The organism is Nonomuraea sp. NPDC049028 (genome assembly GCF_043197735.1).
In the GTDB taxonomy this organism is placed as follows: domain Bacteria; phylum Actinomycetota; class Actinomycetes; order Streptosporangiales; family Streptosporangiaceae; genus Nonomuraea.
The window spans coordinates 58,180-79,606 of record NZ_JBICTR010000019.1 but is presented as its reverse complement, the minus strand read 5'-3'; the positions used below and the strand labels follow the sequence as shown (position 1 = coordinate 79,606).

The following is a 21,427-nucleotide window of genomic DNA, read 5'->3' as shown; positions in this document are numbered from 1 at the left end:
GAGGGAACCCCTAGAACTCGAAAGACTCGTGATGGATCCGGTGGGCGGGCACGGCCGCCGACCGCAGCGCCTGGATCGCCGACGCCGTCATCTCGGGCGGCCCGCACACGTAAGCGTCGTGCTCGCGCAGGTCGGGGAGCAGGCGGTCGAGCCCGGCGAACAGCTCTGGGGACCTCGGGCCGACCGAGCAGTAGAGCCTGGCGTCCCCGCGTGCTCTGGCGATCTCCTCCAGTTCGTCCCTGAACAGCAGTTCCTCCGGCGTACGAGCGCGGTAGAGCAGGGTCACCTGCCCGGGCAGTGTCTCGAACAGGGTGCGCAGCGGGGTGATGCCGACGCCGCCGGCGATCAGCACCGACTTGCGAGCGCGGCCGAGACGCGCGGTGAACCCGCCGTACGGCCCCTCGGCGATGACCCGGGTGCCCGGCCGCAGCCGGGCGAGCGCCGCGCTGTGGTCGCCCAGCGCCTTGACCGTGATGCGCAGCCCGCCACGGTCCGGCGCGGCGGACAGCGAGTAGGGGTTGGCCGACCACCACAGATCGCGGGTCAGGAAGCGCCACCGGAAGAACTGGCCCGGCTCGGCGCCGAGCCGCGCCAGGCTCCGGCCGGTGAGATGGATCGAGACGACCCCCGGCGCGTCGGCGCTGACGTGGGCCACCCGCAGCCGGTGGCGCGCCCACACCCGGACCGGGCCGAGGAAGCGGTACCAGACCAGCAGCGCGGCCACCCCGAGGTAGAGGGCGTACCAGGCGAACTGGGCCACTCGATCGCCGGTGAACTGGGCGCCGGTCGCCAGTTGGTGCCCGAACGCCAGCCAGGCCGCCAGGTAGGTGTAGAAGTGCAGGTAGTACCAGGTCTCGTAGCGCAGCCTGCGGCGGGCGGCGCGGGCCGACACCAGGGCCACCCCGAGCAGCAGGAGGAAGGCCACGGTCGCCTTCAGTACGTCGGGGAAGGACAGCGCCATCGTGACCGCCTCGTCCACCACCCCGGCCTGGTCGGCGACCGCGTACCCCCAGATGATCGTCAGGACGTGCGCGGTGACCAGCCCGATGACGTACCGGCCGCCCATGGCGTGCCAGCGGGCCAGCCGGTCGCTGCCCACGCCGCGCTCCAGAGCCGGGACGCGGGCCATCAGCCCGAGCAGCACGGCCATGCCGTACCCGGACAGCAGGCCCGTGACGCGGCCGGCCTCGGTGAGCCAGCCGTCCAGGCCTGTCACGGACGGCGTGCCGCGCCACCACAGGACGACGACCGCGACCGCGCCGGCCACCACGGCCGCCAGCACGGGCTCGGGCCGTAGGCGGCGGCGCGGCGGCGCCATGACAGCGACCCGAGCCGGTGCTTGAAGAGTGGTCATGGGAGTAGACCGTGCCTGGCGAACCTCTGTTTTCCCTATGAACGGGCTCTTCAGCGGATTCTCAGAAGAACCTCGTATTTTGTGACGAATAGGAGGGAACATGAACAGCCTGCTGCGCCCGGACGGCACACCGATCCGCGTGCTCGTCGTGGACGACGAGCCGGACCTCCTCGAGGTGCTGGAGAAGACGCTGTGCCAGGAAGGCTGGCAGGTACGCACCGCGGCGAGCGGGGCCGCCGCGATCCGCGCGGCCGAGGAGTTCGCGCCGGACGCCGCGATCCTGGACGTCATGCTGCCCGACCTGAACGGGCTGGAGCTCATGAACCGGCTCCGGGCGCTGCGGCCCGAGCTGTGCGTACTGTTCCTGACCGCGCGCGACGCGGTCGAGGACCGGGTCGCGGGCATCACGGCGGGCGGCGACGACTACGTGACCAAGCCGTTCAGCCTGGACGAGGTGCTCGCGCGGCTGCGCGGGCTGCTGCGCCGGGCGGGTATGGCGCGGCCCGGCAACGAGGACCGGCTCGTCGTGGCCGACCTGTCCATGGACGAGGAGGCCAGAGAGGTGAGCAGGGCCGGTACGCCGGTCGAGCTGACGCCCACCGAGTTCGAGCTGCTGCGGCTGCTCATGTGCAACCCGCGCCGGGTGCTCAGCAAGGCGCAGATCCTCGACCACGTCTGGTCCTATGACTTCGGCGGCCAGGCCCACATCGTGGAGCTGTACATCAGCTACCTGCGCAAGAAGATCGACGCGGGCCGCCGGCCGCTGATCCACACCGTGCGCGGCGTCGGGTACGTGCTCAAGCCGTGAACCTCGTCCCTCGCACGCTCAGGGCCCGGTTGATCGCCGGATTGCTCGTACTCCTCGCGCTGTCGTGCGCGGCCGTCGGCGTCGCCACGTCGGTGGCGATGGAGCGGTTCCTGCTCGCCCGCGTCGACCAGCAGATCGCCGCCGACGGCCCGCGGTTCGCCGCGAGCCTGGAACACGGCGAGGACACGCGGGGACAGGCGCGGGGTACGTTCGGCGCGCGGCTGGTCAACGGGCGCGTCACCCATGCGGCGGTGGTGTCGGAGCGGGACGGCACCCACCCCGGCCTCAGCCCTGACGACGAGGCGATCCTGGCGGCGCTGCCGGTCGGGGGGCCGCCGCAGACCGTGGACCTGTCCAGCCTGGACGACTACCGGCTCGTCGCCGCCGCGGGCCGGGATGGCGACGTCATGATCACCGGGCTGTCCCTGCACGGTGTCGAGGAGACGCTGAACCGCGTGTGGCTGTTCGAGCTGGTGATGTTCGCCGGCGCGCTCGCCGTCACGGGTGTCGCGGGCGCCCTGTGGGTACGGCTGGCGCTGCGCCCCCTGCAACGCATCGCCACGACGGCCCGCAAGGTCGCCGAGCTACCCCTGGCCAGCGGCGAGGTGACTCTCGCCGAACGCGTACCCGACACCGACCCGCGCACCGAGACGGGACAGGTCGGCGCCGCCTTCAACCGCATGCTGGGCCACGTGGAGGCGGCTCTGGGCCGCCGGCACGCCGTCGAGCAGCGGCTGCGCGCCTTCGCCGCCGACGCCAGCCACGAGCTGCGCACGCCGCTGGCCGCGATCCGCGGGCACGCCGAGCTCGCCCTGCGCGGCGACGAGCCGATGACGGACGGTGTACGGCACGCGCTCGGCAGGATCGACGCCGAGTCGGGGCGGATGAGCGAGCTGGTCGACGAGCTGCTCCTGCTGGCCCGGCTCGACGCGGGACGGCCGCTGGCCCGGGAGGAGGTCGACCTGTCCCGCCTGGCCATCGAGGCCACGGGCGACGCGCGGGCCGCCGGGCCCGGCCACCGCTGGCGGCTGGAGCTGCCGGAGGACCCCGTCACGGTGACCGGCGACGCGCTCCGGCTGCACCAGGTGATCGCGAGCCTGCTGAGCAACGCCCGCGTCCACACCCCTGACGGCACCACGGTCGTCGTGGCCGTACGGAGGCTGCCGGCCGCGGTGGAGGTCACCGTCGTGGACGACGGTCCCGGCGTGCCGGCCGGGCTGGAGGAAGAGATCTTCGAGCGGTTCTCCCGCGCCGACCAGGGCCGGTCACGCGCCACCGGAGGTGCGGGGCTCGGGCTGGCGATCGTCCGCGCCGTGGTGGCCGCGCACGGGGGCGCGGTGGACGTACGGAGCCGTCCGGGCCGGACCGAGTTCCGGCTGCTCCTGCCTTCGGAGGGCTGATCGTGAAGGCGCCCGGCGGGCTACCAGTGGGGCTTCTCGCCGGGCGTCTTCGTACGCGTGGTCAACGGGCCTCGATCGGGCCGCCGATGGTGGCCACGTCCTCGGCGGCGTCGCCGAGGAGCTTGTCGGCCAGGTCCATCAGCGCCCGCCCTGCGGCCAGCTCGTCGCCGATCTCCGGCACGGCGCGGTCCTCGGGGTTGCGCCTGGCCACGCCGACGCTCTCATGCCACCCGCTCTCCTCGGCGGACAAGACCGCACGGGCCAGCGTGCGCTCATCGGTGTCGTCCTCGCTGATGTAGATCTGCACGGTCCACTGCTTGCTCCGCATGATGCCTCCCTGTACGTCCTCGGTACGTACTGGGCATCTGCCCCCACAGGATGCGGTGTCACGGACTTCCGGACACCGGCCTGCGCCATATGCCAGCATGTCCGCATGCTGGCGAGTCTCGACACGATCGACTGGGCCGACCTGACGCACGCCTACGGCCGCGCGAAGGATGTGCCGGACCAGATCCGGGCCCTGCGCTCTCCCGATCCCGGCATCCGGGACAAGGCGCTGCACAGCCTGTACGGGAACATCTTCCACCAGGGCACCCGCTTCGAGGCGAGCGCCCACGCTGTGCCGTTCCTGCTGGAACTGGTCGCCGACCCCGAGACGCCGGACCGCCCGGCCGTGCTGCACCTGCTGACGCAGCTGGCCATCGGCTACGGGGAACAGCTCCTGCCGTCCGGCTATCCCCTCGACGACCATCGCGCCGTGGCGGCGGGCGGGGACCTGCTGCTGGCCGCCGGCAAGCAGTTCACGGACGTTGAGGATGAAGACGACGAGGATGAGGACGAAGAGGACGAAGACGAGGACGACTGGGGCGAGGATGTCGCCCTGTTCCAGTACCTCCAGACGCTTGAGTCGGCCGAGGAAGAGCGGCTGTTCGCGTACTTCGCGCTGATGGCGTACGACGCGGTCGGTGCCGGGCTGCCGATGTTCCGCGACCTGCTCGCCGACGCGGACGCCCCGGTGCGCGCCGCCGCGGCCTACGCCCTGGCCTGGTACCCCGAGGAGCGGGCCGCCAGCCTGCCGCCGCTGCTCAGGGCAGCGGCCGACGAGCACCCGGCGGTGGCCACCACCGCCCTGGTCGCGATCGGCCTGCTCGGCGTGACGCCACCGCAGGAGACGGCCTCTGACCTGGCATCCGAGACGGCGACCGTGCTGGACGCCGCCCTCGATGATCCCCGCGACGTGGTGCGCTGGGGCGCGGCCATCGCGCAGGCCCGGCTGCGGGGCCCGGAGGCGGATGCCCGGGTCGCGGAGGAACTGCGGGGCTGGATCGGCCGCGACGACGCCGCGCACGAGGAGATCGCGTTCAACCACGGCGACCTCCGGGGCTATGCCGAGCTGGCGCTGCGCGAGCTCGGCGACGAGCCGCCGGCCTGACCCGGAGTCACTACGCTGGCGGGACCTCTTCACCGAAAGGCCGATCATGCGCAGCTCCGTCTTCGACAACCTCGATCCGCGCCAGGTTCCCGCCGGCTTCTCCCTGGCGAACGGCAAGATGCTCCGGGTCCAGCTCCCGCACGAGGTGCTGGCTAAGCAGGGCTCGATGGTGGCCTTCCAGGGCCAGATGGACTTCGAGTACGAGGGCGCGGGCGGCATCGGCAAGCTGCTCAAGAAGGCCGTGACAGGTGAAGGCGCGTCGCTGATGCGCGTGCGCGGCCAGGGCCAGCTCTATCTCGCGGACAACGCCGACGACATCCATCTGTTCTACCTGGAGAACGAGGGGCTGACCGTCAACGGGCGCAACCTGCTCGCCTTCCAGCCGCAGCTCACCTGGGACATCCAGCGGGTGCAGGGCGCGGGCGTCGCGGCGGGCGGGCTGTTCAACACCACGCTCACCGGTACCGGGTGGGTGGCGGTCACCACGCACGGCACGCCGGTGCTGCTGGACGCGGCGGCCATGCCGACGTACGCGGACGGGCAGTCGGCCGTCTGCTGGAGCACCGGGCTGCACGTCGGCGTTAACCGGACGATGAAGGCCGGTGCGCTGATCGGCCGGGGGAGCGGTGAGGCCATGCAGCTCGCCTTCCAGGGTCAGGGGTTCGTGCTGGTGCAGGCGAGCGAGGGCGTGCCGGTGGTGAAGTCGCAGTAGCCATCCGGCCGAAGGAGCAGTGGGGCGCTGCCCGGTGACGGCTCGGGATTGTCCGCGACCTTCTCAGCGGCTCCTGGCGACGACGTGGACCAGCACGGATTCGTCGGGGAACAGCGGCGGCACGGCGATGCCCGAGCCGGCCAGCGCGGAGCCGGGCAGGGCGAAGTCGCCGGTCGTCCAGGTCGGGGCGGTCCCGTGCGAGGTCACGGGCATGAGCGGGCGGACCGAGTAGACGGTCGCCGGGTCGAGCCCGGGCAGCCGGAGCCGGCCCGGCGGCCAGGTGGACGGGCGGTCCAGCATGGCGATCTCATAGACGGCCTCGGAGGCGTCGGCGGCGACGACGCCGTGGGCCTGCACGCTTTCGGGAGCGTCGTCCACGCGGACCACCACGCCCGTGTGCAGCAGGTGGCGGTGCCTTTTGTGCAGGGCGACCCACGAAGCCAGGTCGTCCAGCTCGCCGTCGGTGAGCGTGGTGAGGTCCCATTCGATCCCGTAGTGGCCGAAGAACGCGGTGGTGGCACGGAAGGCGAGATCGTGGCGGCGGCCGGTGGTGTGGGAGCGGCCTGCGCCGATGTGGCTGCCGATCAGCTCGGGCGGCAGCAGTTGCCCGGTCCAGCGCATGATCTGCTGGCGTTCCGCCGGGTCGATGCAGTCGCTGGCCCAGACGCGGTCGGTACGCTCAAGAATGCCGAGGTCCACCCGGCCGCCACCGCCCGAGCAGGACTCGATCTCCAGGCGCGGGTGCTCGGCCCTGATCTCATCGAGCAGCCGGTAGACGGTGTGCGTCTGGGCGTGGACGGCGGCCCGGCCGCCTCTCGCCGTGGAGCCCGCGTCCACGAGGTCGCGGTTGTGGTCCCACTTGATGAAGTCGAGGTCGTACTCGCGGATCAGGGCGAGCAGCCGCGTCTTGACGTACGCGTACGCCTCGGGGTTGGTCAGGTCCAGCACCTGCTGATCGCGGGCGAGCGGCGGCAGGCGGTCGCCGGTCTGCATGATCCAGCCGGGGTGGGCGCGGGCCAGGTCGGAGTCCGGATTGATCATCTCTGGCTCGAACCAGAGCCCGAACTGCATGCCGAGCTCTCTGACCCGCTTGACCAGCGGCGTCAGCCCGTCCGGCCAGACGGCGGCGTCCACGGTCCAGTCGCCGAGCCCGGCCCGGGCGTCGCGGCGGCCGTGGAACCAGCCGTCGTCCAGCACGAACCGCTCGACCCCGATCCTGGCGGCCCGTCCGGCCAGCTCCAGCAGGCGGTCGAGGTCGTGCTCGAAATAGACGGCCTCCCACGTGTTGAGCATCACGGGCCGGGGCCCGGACGGGTGCGCGGGCCTGGCGCGCAGGTGCTCGTGGAAGCGGCGGGCCGCGGCGTCCAGGCCGCGCCCGTAAGTGGCGTAGAGCCAGGGGCTCCGATAGCTCTCACCTGGCGCCAGGATGATCTCGCCGGGCAGCAGCAGCTCGCCGCCGCCCAGCATGGTCCGGCCGCTGGAGGTGCGCTCGGCGTAGTGGCGGTGGTTGCCGCTGAAGCCGACGTGCAGGCCCCAGGCCTCGCCGCGCCGGAAGCCGAGGTCCGCGGTGCCCGCGAAGAGGACGGTGGCGGCGTCGGGGCCGGTCCTGCCGCGGCGGTTCTCGCGCAGGTGGACGCCGGTGGTGAGGGGGCGGCGCTGCGGGATGCGTTCCTTGGCCCACCGCCCGGCCTGGTCGAGGAGGTCCGTGGGGGTTCCGGGTACGGGGAAGGCGAGATCGAGCGCGTCCAGGGTGTAGGGGGACTGGGACTGATTGCGCAGGTCCGCCCGGGCCCGCAGGAGGCCTGAGTCGCCGAGCTCGATGATGATCGTGAGGCCGAGGCGGGCGTGCTCGTCCCTGGCGGTGACGGTGAGGGCCTGCCCGGTCCGCTGGTAGGCGACGCTGGTGAAGGCGGGGGACCAGTTCTGTCCCTGGTGATGCCCGGACAGGCCGGGCAGGCCCATCCAGCCGGTACGCGCCTCGGGCACCAGCGGGACCCGGACGGGCACGTCGACGCTGACGTCGAGCCGCGGACGGAGATCGGCCGCCAGGTGGCCCAGTGCCTCATCCTCGAGCGGGCCCAGGTCCGGACCCCAGTGCAGGATCGCGGGCAGGGCATCGGGCGGACACTCGATCACCACGGACACGCCGGCGGCTCTGAAGTGCAGAATCTCCATGGACGGCGGTTTCATCCTTTCAGTCCTCCGCTGAGCAGGTCCAGCCGCCAGAAGCGCTGCAGGCTCAGCAAGAGGACGATGAGCGGGATCACCGACACGGCGGCGCCCACGATGGCGATGCCGTACAGGGTGGGCTGGCCCGAACCCTTGCTGAGCACGGTGTACAGGCCCACGGTGATCGGGAATTTGGACTCGTCCGACAGCATGATGTAGGGCAGCAGGAAGTTGTTCCAGATCCCGACGAACTGCAGCAGGAAGATCGTCACCATGCCGGGCACCATCATGGGCATCCCGATCGAGCCGAAGATGCGATATTCGCTCGCTCCGTCGATCCTGGCCGCCTCCATCGTCGAGTCCGGGACGGAGGCCATCGCGTAGACCCTGGCCAGGTAGATGCCGAACGGGGAGATGAGGCTCGGCAGCAGGACCGACCAGTAGCCGCCCACCAGATCGAGCTCGGACATGATCAGATATTGCGGGATGGCCAGCGTCATGCCGGGCACGAGGACGCCGGCCAGGATGGCGTAGAACAGCAGGCTCCGGCCGCGGAACTCGTACTTGGCCATGGCATACCCGGCCAGCGCCGAGATCAGGGTCGAGGCCGCGGCGCCGGCGATCGCGTACAGGGCGCTGTTGGCCGTCCACCGCAGGTAGAGGCCGTTCCCGTAGGTGAACAGGTCGCGCAGGTTGTCCAGCAGGCCCGTCCCCGGCGCGAAGGTGAACGTCGAGAACAGCTCGCCGCTCGACTTGGTCGAGGCCACGAGCACCCAGGCGACCGGCACCAGGCAGTAGATCGAGCCGAGGAGCAGGACGATGGTGGGCAGGATCTGGGCGCGCCGGTGCGTGAGCACGCTGTTGGCGGCACTCATTGCATCCCTCCGAACGCGCGCTTCTGGGTGACCTTCAGGAGCACGACCGAGACCACGAGCGTGCCCACCGCCAGCAGGACGGAGGCGGCCGAGGCCAGCGCCAGGTCGTCGCGGACGAAGGCGTCGCGGTAGATGTGCATCAAGGGCACCCAGTCCCCGGAGATCTCCGGCGTCATCGGTTTCACGGTGGTCGGCTCGCCGTACACCTGCAGCGTTCCGATCAGCGAGAACAACCCGGTGAGCACGAGGGCCGGCGCCACCAGCGGGATCTTGACCCGCCAGGCGATCTGCCATTCGGAGGCGCCGTCGATGCGCGCCGCGTCGTACAGCTCCGACGGGATGCCGCGCAGCGACGTGAAGATGATGATCATGTTGAAGCCGACGCCGCCCCACACCGCGATGTTGGCCAGCGACGGGTAGATGCCGCCCGCCCCGAGAAACGGGATCTCGCCCAGCCCCAGCTCCCGCGTCAGGTAGCTGAACGGGCTGGTCGAGGGCAGGTACATGAAGCCCCACAGCAGCGAAGCCGTCACGCCGGGTACGGCGTACGGGATGAAGATCGCCGTGCGGGAGAACCTCTTGGCCCGCGACCCGGCGTGGTCGAGGAGCAGCGCGAACAGCAGCGCCAGCCCGAGCGTGAGCGGCACGCTGATCAGGCCGTAGAGCGCGAGCCGGCCGAAGCCGGCGAAGAACCCGGGGTCGGTGAGCGTCTTGACGTAGTTGTCGAGCCCGACGAAGACCTCTTCGCGCGTGCCGAAGATGCCCTTGCCGGTCAGCCTCAGGCCGCGCGCGCTGAGGTAGATCGCGTAGCCGATGGGGACCGCCAGGAAGGCGACGAAGAGCAGCACGGCGGGCGCCACGAAGAGATACGGAGCCCGGGACCTGCGCTCCGCCCTGGGCAGGGCGGTCATGGGCCGGCGACCTTGAAGCCGGTGGTCTTCATGTCCGCCACCACGAGGTTCTGCGTCTTCGTCAGCGCGTCCCGCAGTGGGGTGTGATCACGGACCGCGGTGGCGACGGCGTCCTGGAACGCGCTGCTGGCGGTGCTGACGTTCGGGCCCCAGCTGATGTGCGGAATCGTGCGCTGAGCCGCCTTCGTGGCGATGTCCCAGTAGTCCTTCTGGTTCGCCGTCAGCTTGGGCGGCGCGCTGGTTCTCGCGGCCTGCTGCCCGGCCAGCGACGCCGGGTACTCGCCCAGCTCGATCTGGACAGCGTTCGCCGCCTTGTCGGTGTTCATCCACTTGGCGAACGTGGCCGCGGCCTCGGCGTGCTTGGAGGTCTTCGTGACGGTCAGCGCGGACCCGCCCTGGAAGGCCACCCGGTCGTCGCCCTCCTTCCACTGAGGGAGTGGCGCGATGGCCCAGTCGCCCGCCTGCTTCTCCGCGATGCCGTAGAGCACGCCCGGCGCCCACAGCGCGCTCGGCCAGGTGAGGATCTTGCCCTTGTTCAGCTTGTTGTTCCACTCCGGGGTGAGCAGCGGCTCGGCCTTGACGAGGTCCTTGTCGATGAGCCCCTGCCAGAAGTCGGCCACCGCGAGGGAGGCCTGGTCGGCGATCCCCACGGTCCACGTCTGGTCCTGGACCTTCCACCAGGACGCGCCGGCCTGCTGGGCCAGCCCGGCGAAGTTGCCGAACTCCGCGGGTGCGAAGGACGCGAGGTAGGTCTCCGGGTCCTTCTTGCGTACGTCCGCCGCGACCTTCGCGAAGTCCTGCCACGTGGCCGGCGGCTCGATCTTCAGCTCCTGGAAGCGTTTCTTGTTGTAGACCAGGACCATCGGGCCGACATCCTGCGGTACTCCGTACACGGCGCCGTCGAAGCTGGTCAGGTTCCACACTTCCGGGCTGAAGGCGGTCTTGACGTCGCCGGTGTGGGCGGAGATGTCGGCCAGCGCCCCGGCCACGATCATGGAAGGCAGGGTGTCGTACTCGATGCAGGCGGCGTCGGGGCCGTTGCCCGCCCGGGTCGCCGTGAGCAGCTTGGCGGCGGTGTCCGTGCCGCCTCCCACGTCGGTGTGCTTGACCTGGATGTCGGGGTGTGACTTGTTGAACGCTTCGATCTTGGGCTTCTGAGTGGTGCCCCAGCACCAGAACTCCAGCGTGACCGGCCCACTGGCCGCTGCCGGCGTGCTGGCGCTCCCGGACGTCGTGCTCCCGGACGTGCCCGATGAGCAGGCCGCGAGGACGGCGGCCGTGCTGAGCGCCGCGATCGAGCCGGCGAGCCTCGTGATACGCATTCGTGCCTTCTTCCTACAAAGCGGGCTGGCTTTGTAACAGAGCCAACCTAGGGAGAAGGTGAGAGTCATGTCACTACTTGTGCACAGATTTCTTGCGTGTTATGTGAACACGCTGTGACGTAGTGGACATGCTAGCTTTGCCGCGAAATCAAGTGAGAGGGCTGGCGCTGATGCGGGTGGAGCCTCAAGGATGGTGCGGCATGTGGGACGTCTTGCCCGACGCGGCACGCTCCATCGTCAAGGAGCTCATCATCCACGGTCCGCAGTCCAGGACCGCGCTGGCCAGGACCCTGCGCCTGTCCACCGGCAGCCTGACGCGGCTGACCAAGCCCATGGTCGACGCCGGGCTCCTCGTCGAAGGCGACGTGGTCCACGACCCGGTCAACGGCCGCCCGACCCGCCCCCTGGACGTGGCCGCGGGCGAGCACTGTTTCTTCGGCGTCAAGCTGACCGCGGACCGCGTCCACGCGGTCGTCACCGACCTGCGCGCCCAGATCGTCGCGGCCCGCGACGAGCCGATCTCCGACCACCGCCCCCAGGCCGTGTGCCGCCAGATCAGGGGGCTGCTCGATGAGCTGTCCGGCGGCGAGCGGACGCCTGTCGGGGCCGGTGTCACGCTCGGCGGCGACGCCCGCTCGGCGGTCCAGCTCGGCGGTGAACGGCTGGTCGACTCGTCGTATCTCGGCTGGCGGCAGGTGCCGCTCAAGTCACTGCTGGAGCAGGCTCTGGGCATCCCGTGCGTGGTCAAGAACGACGTGGCGGCGCTGGGCCACCAGCATCACTGGTTCGGGGCGGCCCGCGGGCTGCGCGACTTCGCGCTCGTCTCGATCGGGGCGGGAGTCGGCTACGCCTTGGTCGTACACGATCATCTGGTGACGGCGGCCGAGTCGGACCTCGGCATGTTCGCCCACCTGGTGCTGAACGCGGGCGGGCCGATGTGCGGGGACGGCCACCGCGGCTGCGCCTCCGCCTACCTGGCCAGCGAGTCCATCGTGACCGCCGCCGGGCAGGGGCTGCGGCGGCCGGTGACGTACGAGGAGGTGATGCGCCTGGCCACGGAAGGGGACAAGGTGTGCCTCGGCGTCGTCGCCGAAGCCGCGGACGCGCTCGGCAGGCTCATCGCCCACGTCGCGACGTTCTCCATGGTCAAGACGGTGATCGTGGCCGGTGAGGGCGTGGAGCTGGCCCGCGTCGCCAAGGACGGTCTCGACCGGGCGCTCAGCGCGAACCGGCGCGGCCGGGTGAACTCGGTCGACGTGCTGATCGAAGTGGACGACTTTCGCGAATGGGCCCGTGGCGGCGCGGTCGTGGCCATCCAGAGTTTCGTAACCGGCAGCGACTGATCAGCGGCCGTGACACCCCCAGTTGGAGAGAGCATGTATTTCGGCGGAGACTACAACCCCGAACAGTGGCCAGAGGATGTCTGGCTGGAGGACGTCCGGCTGATGCGGGAGGCGAAGGTCAACCTCGCCACCGTGGGGGTCTTCTCCTGGGCCCGGCTTGAGCCGTCGGAGGGCGTCTACGACTTCGGCTGGCTCGATCGCGTCATGGACCTGCTGCACGACAACGACATCCAGGTCAACCTGGCGACCCCGACGGCCTCCCCGCCGCCCTGGTTCGGCTTGTCCCATCCCGACGCGATGCCGGTGCGGGCCGACGGGACCCGGCTCACACATGGCAGCCGTGACACGTACTGTGTCAACGCGCCCGCGTACCGGGCGGCCTCGCGCCGCATCGCGACGGCGCTCGCCGAGCGGTACGGCGCCCATCCGGCGACGGCCATGTGGCACGTGCACAACGAGTACGGCACGACCTGCCACTGCGATCACTGCGCGACGGCCTTCCGCGCCTGGCTGCGTGACCGGCACAAGTCCCTCGACGCGCTCAACGACGCGTGGACCACGGCGTTCTGGAGCCAGCACTACTCGGCGTGGGAGCAGATCATGCCACCACGGACCACCCAATACCGGTCGAACCCCGCCCACCTGCTGGACTACCGCCGCTTCTGCTCCGACGCGCTGCTCGCCCACTACCGCGAGCAGCGTGACATCCTGCGCGTCCATGGGCGGCAACCGGTGACCACCAATTACGTCATGGCGGGGTGGACGCCGCTGGACCACTGGAAATGGTCGGCCGAGGTCGATCTCGTGGGCATCGACCACTACACCGACGAGCCCGGCGACGGCGGGCTCGCCCAGGTCGCCTTCGCCTCCGACCTGGCCCGCTCCTGGGCCCGCGGGAAGCCGTGGCTGCTGATGGAGCAGGGCGTCGCGGCCATGTACACCCCCGATGGGACGCTCCCGCTGGAGCCGGGAGAGCACGCGCGGCGCAGCCTCGAGTACGCGGCCCGCGGGGCCACCGGAGTGCTGCACTTCCAGTGGCGCGCCTCCCAGGGCGGGGCGGAGCAGTGGTGCCAGGGCATGGTCCCGCACGCGGGCGCCGACAGCCGGATCTTCCGCGAGATCGCTGACCTGGGCCGGACGCTCAGCGCCCTTCCGCCCGCGGAGCGCGTCGAGGCCGAGGTGGCCATTCTCTGGGACGACGAGGCCGCCTGGGCCCTGCGGAACCCGGCCCTGCCCGTGACCGGGCTGGACTTCCGCGCGTCGATGGAGCAGACGCACCGGGTGCTGTGGCAGCAGGGCCTCGCCACGGACTTCGTCCACCCTTCTCACGATATTTCGCGCTATCGGGTGGTGCTGATGCCGTCCCTGTACCTGATCTCTGACGAGGCCGTCGCCAACCTCACCGCGTACGTCGAGGGCGGGGGCACCTTGATCGTGTCGTACTTCAGCGGCATCGCCGACCCCGACACCCGCGTCCGGCTGGGCGGCTATCCCGGCGCGCTGCGCGACTTGCTCGGCGTCCGCGTCGAGGAGTTCCGTCCCCTGACCGGCCCCGTCGCACTGTCCGACGGGACGGCCGGCGCCTTCTGGAGCGAGACCGTCCAGTTGACCGGCGCCACGGCGGTCGTGACCTACGTCGGCGGCGGCCCGGCGGTCACCCGGCACCAGGCAGGCGCGGGCAGCGCCTGGTACGTCTCGACCCAGCTGGACGCGTCCGGACTCGCGAACGTCCTGGCACAGGCCGGCGTCTAGCGCCGGTTCGCCCGCTTCCCCCGCCGGCGGAAGCACCGGCTCGAAGGAGACCGATGATCGACGTACTTGACCTGGAGTCCACTCCAGCTGGCAGCGTCTTCCCTGTTGCCATTTCCGCGAAGTCAGGAAGAGTACGAGATGAATGATTCATTCCGGATCTTGGGACGTAGCGGCCTGCGGGTGAGTGCGATCGGGTTCGGGGCATGGGCGATCGGCGGACCCTTCATGGCCCGTGGCAAGCCGGCCGGATGGGGTCAGGTGGACGACGAGGAGTCAGTGGCGGCCGTGCGCCGGGCGCTGGACCTGGGGGTCACTTTCTTCGACACGGCCGACGTCTACGGCACCGGACACAGCGAGCGGGTGCTCGGGAGAGCGCTGTCCGGCCAGTGGGACGAGGTCGTGATCGCGACCAAGTTCGGCCTCACCTTCGACGCGGCGACGCGAACGCTCACCGGCGAGGACACCTCGCCCGGATACATCCGGCGGGCCTGCCGGGCGTCGCTGGAGCGGCTGGGAACCGATCACATCGACCTCTACCAGATGCACGTCGGGGACGCGCCGCCGGAGCGGGTGGACGAGATGATCGCCACGCTGGAGGAGCTCGTCGAGGAGGGCCTGATCCGGGCCTACGGCTGGAGCACCAACGACCCCGAACGGGCGGCCGCGTTCGCGAAGGGGCCGCACTGCGCCGCCGTGCAGCATGACCTCAACGTCCTGCACGACACCCCGGCGATGCTGGCGGTGTGCGACACCCACGAGCTCGCCTCCGTCAACCGGGGGCCGCTGGCGATGGGGCTGCTCACCGGCAAGTACGGCCGGGACTCGCGGCTGCCGATGGACGACGTACGCGGCGATTCTCCGCAGTGGATGACCTTCTTCAAGGATGGCCGGCCCGCCCCGGAGTTCCTCGCCATGCTGGACGCGATCCGCGACATCCTGACCTCGGACGGGCGTACCCTCGCCCAAGGCGCCCTCGGCTGGCTGCTGGCCCGCAGCGGGCGCACGGTGCCGATCCCCGGCATCAGGACGGCCGACCAGGCCGAGCAGAACGCCGGCGCGCTGCGGCACGGGCCGCTGGCCCAGGCGCAGATGGAGCGGATCCACGAGCTGCTGCAGCCGCACGCCGACTGAGAGATGTAACGCAATCGCCTGTGAGTTTTAACCTAAGTCTTGTTAAGAGCTTGGCTGCTTGCTAAAAAGTGAGGGCTTTCGACCCCCCAGCTCTTAGGAAGCCCATGCATCGTCCCTCACGCCGATCCTTCCTCGGGATCGGCGGCTCCGCCCTTGCCCTGGCCTTCACCACCAACCTCGCCGACCCCTGGACGGCCCAGGCCACCGCCAGGGCCGACTACCCCTTCCAGTTAGGTGTCGCCTCCGGGGATCCGCTGCCCGACCGGGTGATCCTCTGGACGCGCCTGGCCGTCAGTCCGTTGGAGCCGCTCGGCGGCATGCCGTACGGCAGGATCCAGGTCGACTGGGAGATCGCGGAAGACGAGGCGTTCACCCGCCGCGCCGGGCGCGGCTCCGCGTGGGCCACGCCCGAGTACGGTCACTCGGTCCACGTGGACGCCACGGGGCTGCGGCCCGGCCGCGAATACTTCTACCGCTTCCGCACCGGCGGCCAGATCAGCCCGGTCGGCCGGACCAAGACCGCCCCGGCGGCCAGGAGCAGGCCCGACGCCCTGAAGCTGGCCTTCGCCTCGTGCGCCTCGTGGCAGGACGGCTACTACAGCGCCTACCGCCACCTCGCGGAGGAGGAGCCCGATGTGGTCTTCCACCTCGGCGACTACATCTACGAGTACGGCATCGTGCCCACCGGTGGCCTGCGCAACACCCCGGTGCCCGAGCAGTACCGGGTGCAGTGCGACACCCTCGACCGCTTCCGCATCCAGTACGGCCTCTACAAGAGCGACCCCGACCTGCAGGCCGCGCACCACCGCGCGCCGTGGATCGTCACCTGGGACGACCACGAGGTGCTGGACAACTGGGCGGGCAAGTACGGTCCCGGCGGCGAGGTGACCGAGCAGGACTACCTGGTGATCCGCGCCAACGCCTTCCGGGCCTACTGGGAGAACATGCCCATCAGGGTGCCCGCCGTGCAGGGCCCCGACGCCCGGATCTACCGCCGGTTCACCTTCGGCGACCTCGCCGAGTTCAACGTGCTGGACACCCGGCAGTACCGCGACGACCAGGCCTGCGGCGACGGCCAGCAGATCGACTGCGCCGACCGGCTCGACCCGGCCCGGCAGATGCTCGGCGCCGAGCAGGAGAAGTGGCTGCTCGACGGACTGGACAGGTCCCGCGCCAAGTGGAACGTGCTGGCCCAGCAGATCGCCATGATCCAGCTCGACTACGACCCCGGCCCCGCCCAGAAGCTCAGCATGGACCTCTGGGACGGCTACAAGGCCGCCAAGGACCGCGTCATCAACGGCATGATCGACCGCGAGGTCAGCAACCCCGTGGTACTGACCGGCGACATCCACTACAACCTGGCCGGCGAGCTCAAGGCGAACTTCGACGACCCCGCCTCGCGCACGGTCGGCGTGGAGTTCGTCGGCACCTCGGTCACCAGCGGCGGCAACGGCAACGCCACCACCGGACTGCCGGCCGGGGGCAGCGACCCGACCAACCCGCACCTCAGGTTCTCCAGCTACCAGCGCGGTTACGTCTCCTGCGAGGTCACCCGGAGCCAGTGGCGGGCCGACTTCAAGGTCGTCCCGTACGTCGACAAGCCAGGCGCGCCCGTCTCCACCAGGGCCAGCCTCGTGACCCTCGACGGCACCCCCGGCCTCCAGGCCCTCTGACCCCGGAAAGGAATGATCATGCGACACCTCACCGCCGCGCTGGCCGTCGCCGCCGTCACGGTCCTGACCGGGCCGGGCGCGAACGCAGCCGCTCCGCAGCAGGACCCCTCACCCGCCGCCCAGCCGCCCGAACAGCAGCCCGCCTCCGTCACCTCGATCAACGTCAGACCGGGCAAGTCCAAGGGCACCGGCAAACTGACCCCCATCGCGGGCGCCGACAAGCTCATCGCGCCGCTCGGCGTGGACCCCGCCTGCCCGGCCAAGATCGAGATCGGGATGCGCAGCGACGCCAAAAAGGCCGCATACTCCGACATGCAAGTGGAGATCGACCAGCCGCTCAGCGCCTCCCGCTCGATCCTGTCCAGCTACCTGCCGCCCGGCTACGAACTCGGCGCGAAACTGCTGGTCGCCGTCCCGCCGACCACTCCAGAAGGCCAGTACGGCCTGCGCCTGCGCACCGGGGACCGCACACTGGCCGTACCCGTCGAGGTGGTGACCCCGGACAAACTCGACAACGGCGGCAACCTCGCGCTGAGGCGGCAGGTCACCGCCTCCTCCCAGCACGTCAACGCCAACTACCCGCCCTGCAGCATCGCCGACGGCGACAACGGCTCCAACGGCTGGGCCGGAGGCAACGGCTGGAACGACGCCACCGCCAGAGCCTGGCCGGACACCGTGGCCATCGCGCTGGGCAGCGCCAAGCAGGTCTCCCGCGTGGACCTGTACACGTTGAGCACCGAACGCTACCCGGCCTCGACCTTCGGGTTGCGCGACTGGGACGTCCAGGTCCAGGTGGGGGGCCAGTGGCAGACGGTCGCCCAGGTACGCGGCAACACCGCCGGCAACGCCCGCTCGGACTTCGCGCCGGTCACGGCGGACGCCGTCCGCATCGTCGCGCTGGCCTCGAACGGCGCCAACGACTACACCCGCATCGTCGAGGTCGAAGTGCGCTGACGCCCGGCGATCATCGTCTGGTCAGGACTTCCGACTCCCAAAGGTCGCGGTAGTAGCCCGGCTTGGTGACGAGATCGTCGTGGTGGCCGCGCTGAACCACGCGCCCGTCCTCCAGCACGACGATCTCGTCCACCTGCTCCAGGCCCCGGAGCCGGTGGGTGACCAGCAAGGTGGTGCGGTCGTGCGTCACGTCGAGCAGGTCGGCCATGAGCGCGTCGGCGGTCTCCTCGTCGAGCGCCTCGGCCGGCTCGTCGAGCAGCAGCACCGGCGGGTCGTACAGCAGCGCCCTGGCCAGGGCCAGCCGCTGCAACTGCCCGCCGGACACGGTCCGGCCGTCCTCTCCCAGCTCGGCCTCCCACCCGGCCCGCTCGACCCACTCCTCCAGACGAGCGTCTCGTACGGCCTGCCGCAGCTCCTCGTCACCGGCCTCGGGACCGGCGAGCCGCAGGTTGGCGCGCAGGGTGGTCTGGAAGATGTAGGGGTCCTGGGTGAGCCCCGTCATCATGGCCCGTACGTCGTCCGAGGCCAGCCCCCGGATGTCCACGTCGTTGACCCGGATGGCGCCGGACTCGGGCTCGACCAGGCGCATCAGCGCGGCCAGCAGGGTGCTCTTCCCGGCCCCGCTCGGCCCCACCAGGGCCACCCGCTTGCCGGGGGTCAGGCTCAGCGACACCCCGTCGACGGCCGCCCGCTGCTCCGGCGCGTGCCGTACGACCAGGTCGTCGATCTCGACCGTCAGCGGCGACCGCGGGAGGGGGGATGGCGGTTGAGCGGACAGTGTGGGAGCCGACGGCGGTTGAGCGGATGGTGCCGCAGTCGACGGCGGGGGAGTGGACGGCGGGGGAGTGGCCGCGGTGTCCGGCTCTGTGACGGCGGGCGGGGCGGCGCTCACCTCGCGCAGGCGTCTGAGCGCGGCCAGGATGCCCGCCAGGCGTTCGCCCGCCGCCGCCAGTGGGAGCACCGGCTCGAAGGAGACCAGCGCGGTCAGGGCGAGCACCGCCATGGCCACCCGGTCGGTCCCCGCGGCCTGGGCGAGCAGGACGATCGCCGCCACTGTCAGGCCCTGCACCAGCGTGCCGGCCCCCAGGGCGGTGGCGTGGACGCGGGCTTGGCGGCGCTCCAGCCCGGCCAGGGCCTCGTCGGCGGCGCGGGCCTGGGCGAGGGCGCGGTCGCTGGCGCCGTACGCGGCCAGGTCGGCGGAGCCGTGGACCAGGTCGGCCACTCGTTCGGCGAGGGCGGCTCTGGCGGGGGCGATCCTGGCCGACCAGCGGCGCGCGGCGGCGGCCGTGGCGGCGGGCAGCAGGACGCCCGCCACGACCAGCCCAGCCAGCAGGACCAGGGCCGCGACGGGGAGCAGGGTGAGGCCGATGGCCACGGCGGCCAGGCCCGCGAGCGCGGCGGCCGTGGCGGGGAGCAGGCAGCGCACCAGGAGGTCCTGGACGGCCTCCGTGTCGTCCACCATCCGGCTGAGCAGGTCGGCGCCGCCGTGCCGGGGCCGCTGCGGGGGGATGAGGGCCTGATAGAGGCGCTCGCGGGTGCCGGCCTGGGCGCGCAGGGCGACGTCGTGGCCGGTGAGCCGCTCGGCGTAGCGGAAGACGCCCTTGCTGGTGGCGAACGCCCTGGTGGCCACGATGGCGATGCTCAACGCGGCCAGCTCCGGCTGCTCGGCGGCCCGCGTGATCAGCCACGCCGCCGCCGCGATCAGGCCCAGCCCGGCCAGCTCGGCCGCCGCTCCGGCCAGCACCGCCCAGGTGAGCCGCAGGCCCATGCGCCGGTTCATCGGTCACCCCTCATGGCCGTGCTCGTATCGAGGTCGGAGCGGGTCGCGCTCGTACCGGGTCCGGAGCGGGTCGTGCCCGTACCGAGGTCCGAGCGGGCGCCGCCCGTACCGAGGCCGGCGCTGTCGGCGATCACCCGGCCCTCGTGGATGCGGACGACCCGGTCGGCGAGGTCGATCATGGCCGGCCGGTGCGCCACGATGATCGCCGTGCGGTCCCGGGCCAGGTCGCCGGTGGCTGTCACGACGGCCGCCTCGCTGCGGCCGTCGAGCCGGGCCGTGGGCTCGTCCAGCAGCAGGACCGAGGTGTCCGGGCGGCAGAAGGCGCGCGCCAGGGCCACGCGCTGCCGCTGGCCGGCGGACAGGTTCGCGCCCCGTTCGCCCACCGCCGTGTCGTAGCCGTCGGGGAGCGCCTGGATGAAGTCGTCGGCGTAGGCGGCCGCGGCGGCCTGCCGTACCTGCTCCAGGGAGGCGGACGGGGCGCCGAGACGGATGTTCCCGGCGACCGAGGTGGCGAACAGGTGCGGGCGCTGCGGGACGAAGGCCAGCCTGTCGCGCCAGGCGTCCAGGTCGAGCTCGCGCAGGTCGGTGCCGTCGACGAGGACCCTGCCTTCGGACGGCTGGACGAAGCCCAGGATGAGGTGCAGAAGGGTGCTCTTGCCGCCGCCGCTCGCGCCGACCAGGGCCACGCGTTCGCCGGGCTCGATGGTGAGCGAGACGTGCTCGAGCGCCGGGTCGTCGCGGCCGGGGTAGCGGACGGTGACGTCCTCCAGCCGGATCGACGGGGGCGCGGCACCCTGCGGCAGTCGCTTCCGAGACGCGGCCGCGGGTTCGGCGTCCGGCCCGGCCGCGGGCTTGCCATCGTGCCCGGCCGCGGGCTCGGCGTCCAGTACGGCGAAGGCCGCGTCCGCCGCCGCCACCCCTTCCATGGAGGCGTGGAAGCGGGTGCCCATGGCCCGCAGTGGCAGGTACGCCTCCGGTGCCAGCAGCAGCACCAGCAGCGCCGTCGTCAGGTCCAGCGACCCGCCCAGCAGCCGCAGCCCGATCGGCACCGCCACCAGGGCCAGCGACAGCGACGCGCACAGCTCCAGCACCAGCGACGACAGGAACGCCACCCGCAACGTACGCATGGTGGTGGCCCGATGCGCCTCGGCCACCTGCTGGATGACCGTCGCCTGGTAGCGGGCCCGGCCGAAGGCGCGCAGCGTGGGCAGGCCGCGTACGACGTCGAGGAAGTGCCCGCCGAGCCGCGACAGCGCGCGGAACTGCTGCTCCGTGACGGCCTTGGTGGTCATCCCCACGAGCGCCCCGAAGAGCGGGATCAGCGGCAGCGTGACCAGGACGATCACCGCGCTCGCCAGGTCGGCGGCGAACAGCCGGACGAGCACCGCCAGCGGCACCACCGCCGCGACGGCGATCGAGGGCAGATAGCCGGTCAGGTAGGCGTCGAGCCGGTCGAGGCCGCGTCCCGTGAGCGTGACCAGCTCACCCGAGCGGTGACCGGCGAGCCTGGCCGGACCCAGCTCCTGCAGCCTGGCCAGCAGCCGGTGCCGGAGCGCGGACTTGACGCCCGTCGCCGTACGGCCGGCGAAGATGCCCTGCGTCCACCCCAGCAGCGCGCGGAGGCCCACCACGGCGGCCAGGCCCGCCAGCGCCACGGTCGTGAACCGGCCGGACAGGACCCCTGCCAGCAGCTCCGCCTGTACGAGCACGAGCAGCCCGGCCGCCATCGCCGCCGCGAAGGTGACGGCCAGGTGGCGCCGCACCGACTGCTCGGCCCGCATGAGCCGCAGGAGATCTTTGTGCACGAGCCC

The 21,427-nt window shown here is 71.4% G+C and carries 17 protein-coding genes; 9 read left to right on the top strand and 8 right to left on the bottom strand.

Translation table 11 applies throughout. The annotated features are described in order from the left end of the window. Nucleotides 1–10: 10 nt before the first annotated feature. Entirely contained in the window at nt 11–1,354 is a 1,344-nt protein-coding gene (locus ACGFJ2_RS53200; protein ID WP_393481986.1) for a ferric reductase-like transmembrane domain-containing protein, read from the bottom strand. A 100-nt stretch (nt 1,355–1,454) separates the two neighbouring features. Between ACGFJ2_RS53200 and ACGFJ2_RS53195 the strand changes: the two genes are divergently transcribed. Next, the gene (locus ACGFJ2_RS53195) at nt 1,455–2,162 is read left to right on the top strand and encodes a response regulator transcription factor (RefSeq protein ID WP_393481983.1); all 708 of its coding nucleotides are present in this window, start codon (nt 1,455–1,457) and stop codon (nt 2,160–2,162) included. Next, on the top strand, nt 2,159–3,562 hold the full coding sequence (locus ACGFJ2_RS53190) for a sensor histidine kinase (protein ID WP_393481980.1): 1,404 nt from the start codon (nt 2,159–2,161) through the stop codon (nt 3,560–3,562). The genes ACGFJ2_RS53195 and ACGFJ2_RS53190 overlap by 4 nt, the downstream gene beginning before the upstream one ends. Before the next feature lie 61 nt (nt 3,563–3,623). Here the strand turns inward: ACGFJ2_RS53190 and ACGFJ2_RS53185 are convergent, their stop codons facing one another. Next, nucleotides 3,624–3,890 carry a DUF1876 domain-containing protein gene (locus ACGFJ2_RS53185; RefSeq protein WP_393481977.1) on the bottom strand — a complete coding sequence of 89 codons (267 nt, stop codon included), beginning with the start codon at nt 3,888–3,890 and terminating at the stop codon, nt 3,624–3,626. Between the two features lie 105 nt (nt 3,891–3,995). Here ACGFJ2_RS53185 and ACGFJ2_RS53180 point away from each other — a divergent pair, with 105 nt between their 5' ends. Both ACGFJ2_RS53180 and ACGFJ2_RS53175 read left to right on the top strand, forming a co-directional pair. After that, nucleotides 3,996–4,994, top strand: a complete 999-nt coding sequence (locus ACGFJ2_RS53180) for a HEAT repeat domain-containing protein (protein ID WP_393481974.1) — start codon at nt 3,996–3,998, stop codon at nt 4,992–4,994. 46 nt (nt 4,995–5,040) lie between these two features. Then, complete coding sequence (locus ACGFJ2_RS53175; RefSeq protein ID WP_357962375.1) at nt 5,041–5,706, top strand: AIM24 family protein; 666 nt, start codon at nt 5,041–5,043, stop codon at nt 5,704–5,706. A 63-nt stretch (nt 5,707–5,769) separates the two neighbouring features. Here the strand turns inward: ACGFJ2_RS53175 and ACGFJ2_RS53170 are convergent, their stop codons facing one another. Genes ACGFJ2_RS53170 through ACGFJ2_RS53155 form a run of 4 tightly spaced genes read right to left on the bottom strand, consistent with a single transcriptional unit; the run spans nt 5,770 to nt 10,983 of the window. Then, the gene (locus tag ACGFJ2_RS53170) at nt 5,770–7,881 is read right to left on the bottom strand and encodes an alpha-galactosidase (protein ID WP_393481971.1); all 2,112 of its coding nucleotides are present in this window, start codon (nt 7,879–7,881) and stop codon (nt 5,770–5,772) included. Nucleotides 7,882–7,892: 11 nt separating this feature from the next. Next, nucleotides 7,893–8,750: a carbohydrate ABC transporter permease gene (locus ACGFJ2_RS53165; protein WP_393481968.1), complete on the bottom strand. Its 858-nt coding sequence runs from the start codon at nt 8,748–8,750 to the stop codon at nt 7,893–7,895. Continuing rightward, nucleotides 8,747–9,661, bottom strand: a complete 915-nt coding sequence (locus ACGFJ2_RS53160; RefSeq protein WP_357962382.1) for a sugar ABC transporter permease — start codon at nt 9,659–9,661, stop codon at nt 8,747–8,749. The genes ACGFJ2_RS53165 and ACGFJ2_RS53160 overlap by 4 nt, the downstream gene beginning before the upstream one ends. After that, entirely contained in the window at nt 9,658–10,983 is a 1,326-nt protein-coding gene (locus ACGFJ2_RS53155) for a sugar ABC transporter substrate-binding protein (protein WP_357962385.1), read from the bottom strand. The genes ACGFJ2_RS53160 and ACGFJ2_RS53155 overlap by 4 nt, the downstream gene beginning before the upstream one ends. Before the next feature lie 200 nt (nt 10,984–11,183). Between ACGFJ2_RS53155 and ACGFJ2_RS53150 the strand changes: the two genes are divergently transcribed. From ACGFJ2_RS53150 to ACGFJ2_RS53130, 5 genes are all read left to right on the top strand, one after another. After that, the gene (locus ACGFJ2_RS53150; RefSeq protein ID WP_393481964.1) at nt 11,184–12,326 is read left to right on the top strand and encodes an ROK family protein; all 1,143 of its coding nucleotides are present in this window, start codon (nt 11,184–11,186) and stop codon (nt 12,324–12,326) included. Nucleotides 12,327–12,359: 33 nt separating this feature from the next. Then, the gene (locus tag ACGFJ2_RS53145) at nt 12,360–14,078 is read left to right on the top strand and encodes a beta-galactosidase (protein WP_393481961.1); all 1,719 of its coding nucleotides are present in this window, start codon (nt 12,360–12,362) and stop codon (nt 14,076–14,078) included. 138 nt (nt 14,079–14,216) lie between these two features. Further along, complete coding sequence (locus ACGFJ2_RS53140; RefSeq protein WP_393481958.1) at nt 14,217–15,209, top strand: aldo/keto reductase; 993 nt, start codon at nt 14,217–14,219, stop codon at nt 15,207–15,209. Nucleotides 15,210–15,313: 104 nt separating this feature from the next. After that, on the top strand, nt 15,314–16,882 hold the full coding sequence (locus ACGFJ2_RS53135; RefSeq protein WP_357952538.1) for an alkaline phosphatase D family protein: 1,569 nt from the start codon (nt 15,314–15,316) through the stop codon (nt 16,880–16,882). A gap of 18 nt (nt 16,883–16,900) precedes the next feature. Further along, nucleotides 16,901–17,836 carry a discoidin domain-containing protein gene (locus tag ACGFJ2_RS53130; protein WP_393481956.1) on the top strand — a complete coding sequence of 312 codons (936 nt, stop codon included), beginning with the start codon at nt 16,901–16,903 and terminating at the stop codon, nt 17,834–17,836. 10 nt (nt 17,837–17,846) lie between these two features. On the opposite strand, the gene cydC is transcribed toward ACGFJ2_RS53130, so the two are convergent. Together cydC and cydD are read right to left on the bottom strand one after the other, a co-directional pair. Beyond that, a complete protein-coding gene (gene cydC / locus ACGFJ2_RS53125) occupies nt 17,847–19,616 on the bottom strand; it encodes a thiol reductant ABC exporter subunit CydC (protein WP_393481954.1) in 1,770 nt (589 codons plus the stop codon). Next, on the bottom strand, nt 19,613–21,421 hold the full coding sequence (gene cydD / locus ACGFJ2_RS53120) for a thiol reductant ABC exporter subunit CydD (protein ID WP_393481951.1): 1,809 nt from the start codon (nt 21,419–21,421) through the stop codon (nt 19,613–19,615). Before cydD ends, cydC begins: the two co-directional genes overlap by 4 nt. Nucleotides 21,422–21,427 lie beyond the last annotated feature (6 nt).

What these genes read in the sequence shown, in the direction of transcription:
- ACGFJ2_RS53200 (WP_393481986.1), bottom strand. Translation starts at nt 1,354, where the DNA reads ATGACCACTCTTCAAGCACCGGCTCGGGTCGCTGTCATGGCGCCGCCG.
- ACGFJ2_RS53195 (WP_393481983.1), top strand. Translation starts at nt 1,455, where the DNA reads ATGAACAGCCTGCTGCGCCCGGACGGCACACCGATCCGCGTGCTCGTC.
- ACGFJ2_RS53185 (WP_393481977.1), bottom strand. Translation starts at nt 3,890, where the DNA reads ATGCGGAGCAAGCAGTGGACCGTGCAGATCTACATCAGCGAGGACGAC.
- ACGFJ2_RS53180 (WP_393481974.1), top strand. Translation starts at nt 3,996, where the DNA reads ATGCTGGCGAGTCTCGACACGATCGACTGGGCCGACCTGACGCACGCC.
- ACGFJ2_RS53175 (WP_357962375.1), top strand. Translation starts at nt 5,041, where the DNA reads ATGCGCAGCTCCGTCTTCGACAACCTCGATCCGCGCCAGGTTCCCGCC.
- ACGFJ2_RS53170 (WP_393481971.1), bottom strand. Translation starts at nt 7,881, where the DNA reads ATGGAGATTCTGCACTTCAGAGCCGCCGGCGTGTCCGTGGTGATCGAG.
- ACGFJ2_RS53165 (WP_393481968.1), bottom strand. Translation starts at nt 8,750, where the DNA reads ATGAGTGCCGCCAACAGCGTGCTCACGCACCGGCGCGCCCAGATCCTG.
- ACGFJ2_RS53160 (WP_357962382.1), bottom strand. Translation starts at nt 9,661, where the DNA reads ATGACCGCCCTGCCCAGGGCGGAGCGCAGGTCCCGGGCTCCGTATCTC.
- ACGFJ2_RS53155 (WP_357962385.1), bottom strand. Translation starts at nt 10,983, where the DNA reads ATGCGTATCACGAGGCTCGCCGGCTCGATCGCGGCGCTCAGCACGGCC.
- ACGFJ2_RS53150 (WP_393481964.1), top strand. Translation starts at nt 11,184, where the DNA reads ATGTGGGACGTCTTGCCCGACGCGGCACGCTCCATCGTCAAGGAGCTC.
- ACGFJ2_RS53145 (WP_393481961.1), top strand. Translation starts at nt 12,360, where the DNA reads ATGTATTTCGGCGGAGACTACAACCCCGAACAGTGGCCAGAGGATGTC.
- ACGFJ2_RS53140 (WP_393481958.1), top strand. Translation starts at nt 14,217, where the DNA reads ATGAATGATTCATTCCGGATCTTGGGACGTAGCGGCCTGCGGGTGAGT.
- ACGFJ2_RS53135 (WP_357952538.1), top strand. Translation starts at nt 15,314, where the DNA reads ATGCATCGTCCCTCACGCCGATCCTTCCTCGGGATCGGCGGCTCCGCC.
- ACGFJ2_RS53130 (WP_393481956.1), top strand. Translation starts at nt 16,901, where the DNA reads ATGCGACACCTCACCGCCGCGCTGGCCGTCGCCGCCGTCACGGTCCTG.
- cydC (WP_393481954.1), bottom strand. Translation starts at nt 19,616, where the DNA reads ATGAACCGGCGCATGGGCCTGCGGCTCACCTGGGCGGTGCTGGCCGGA.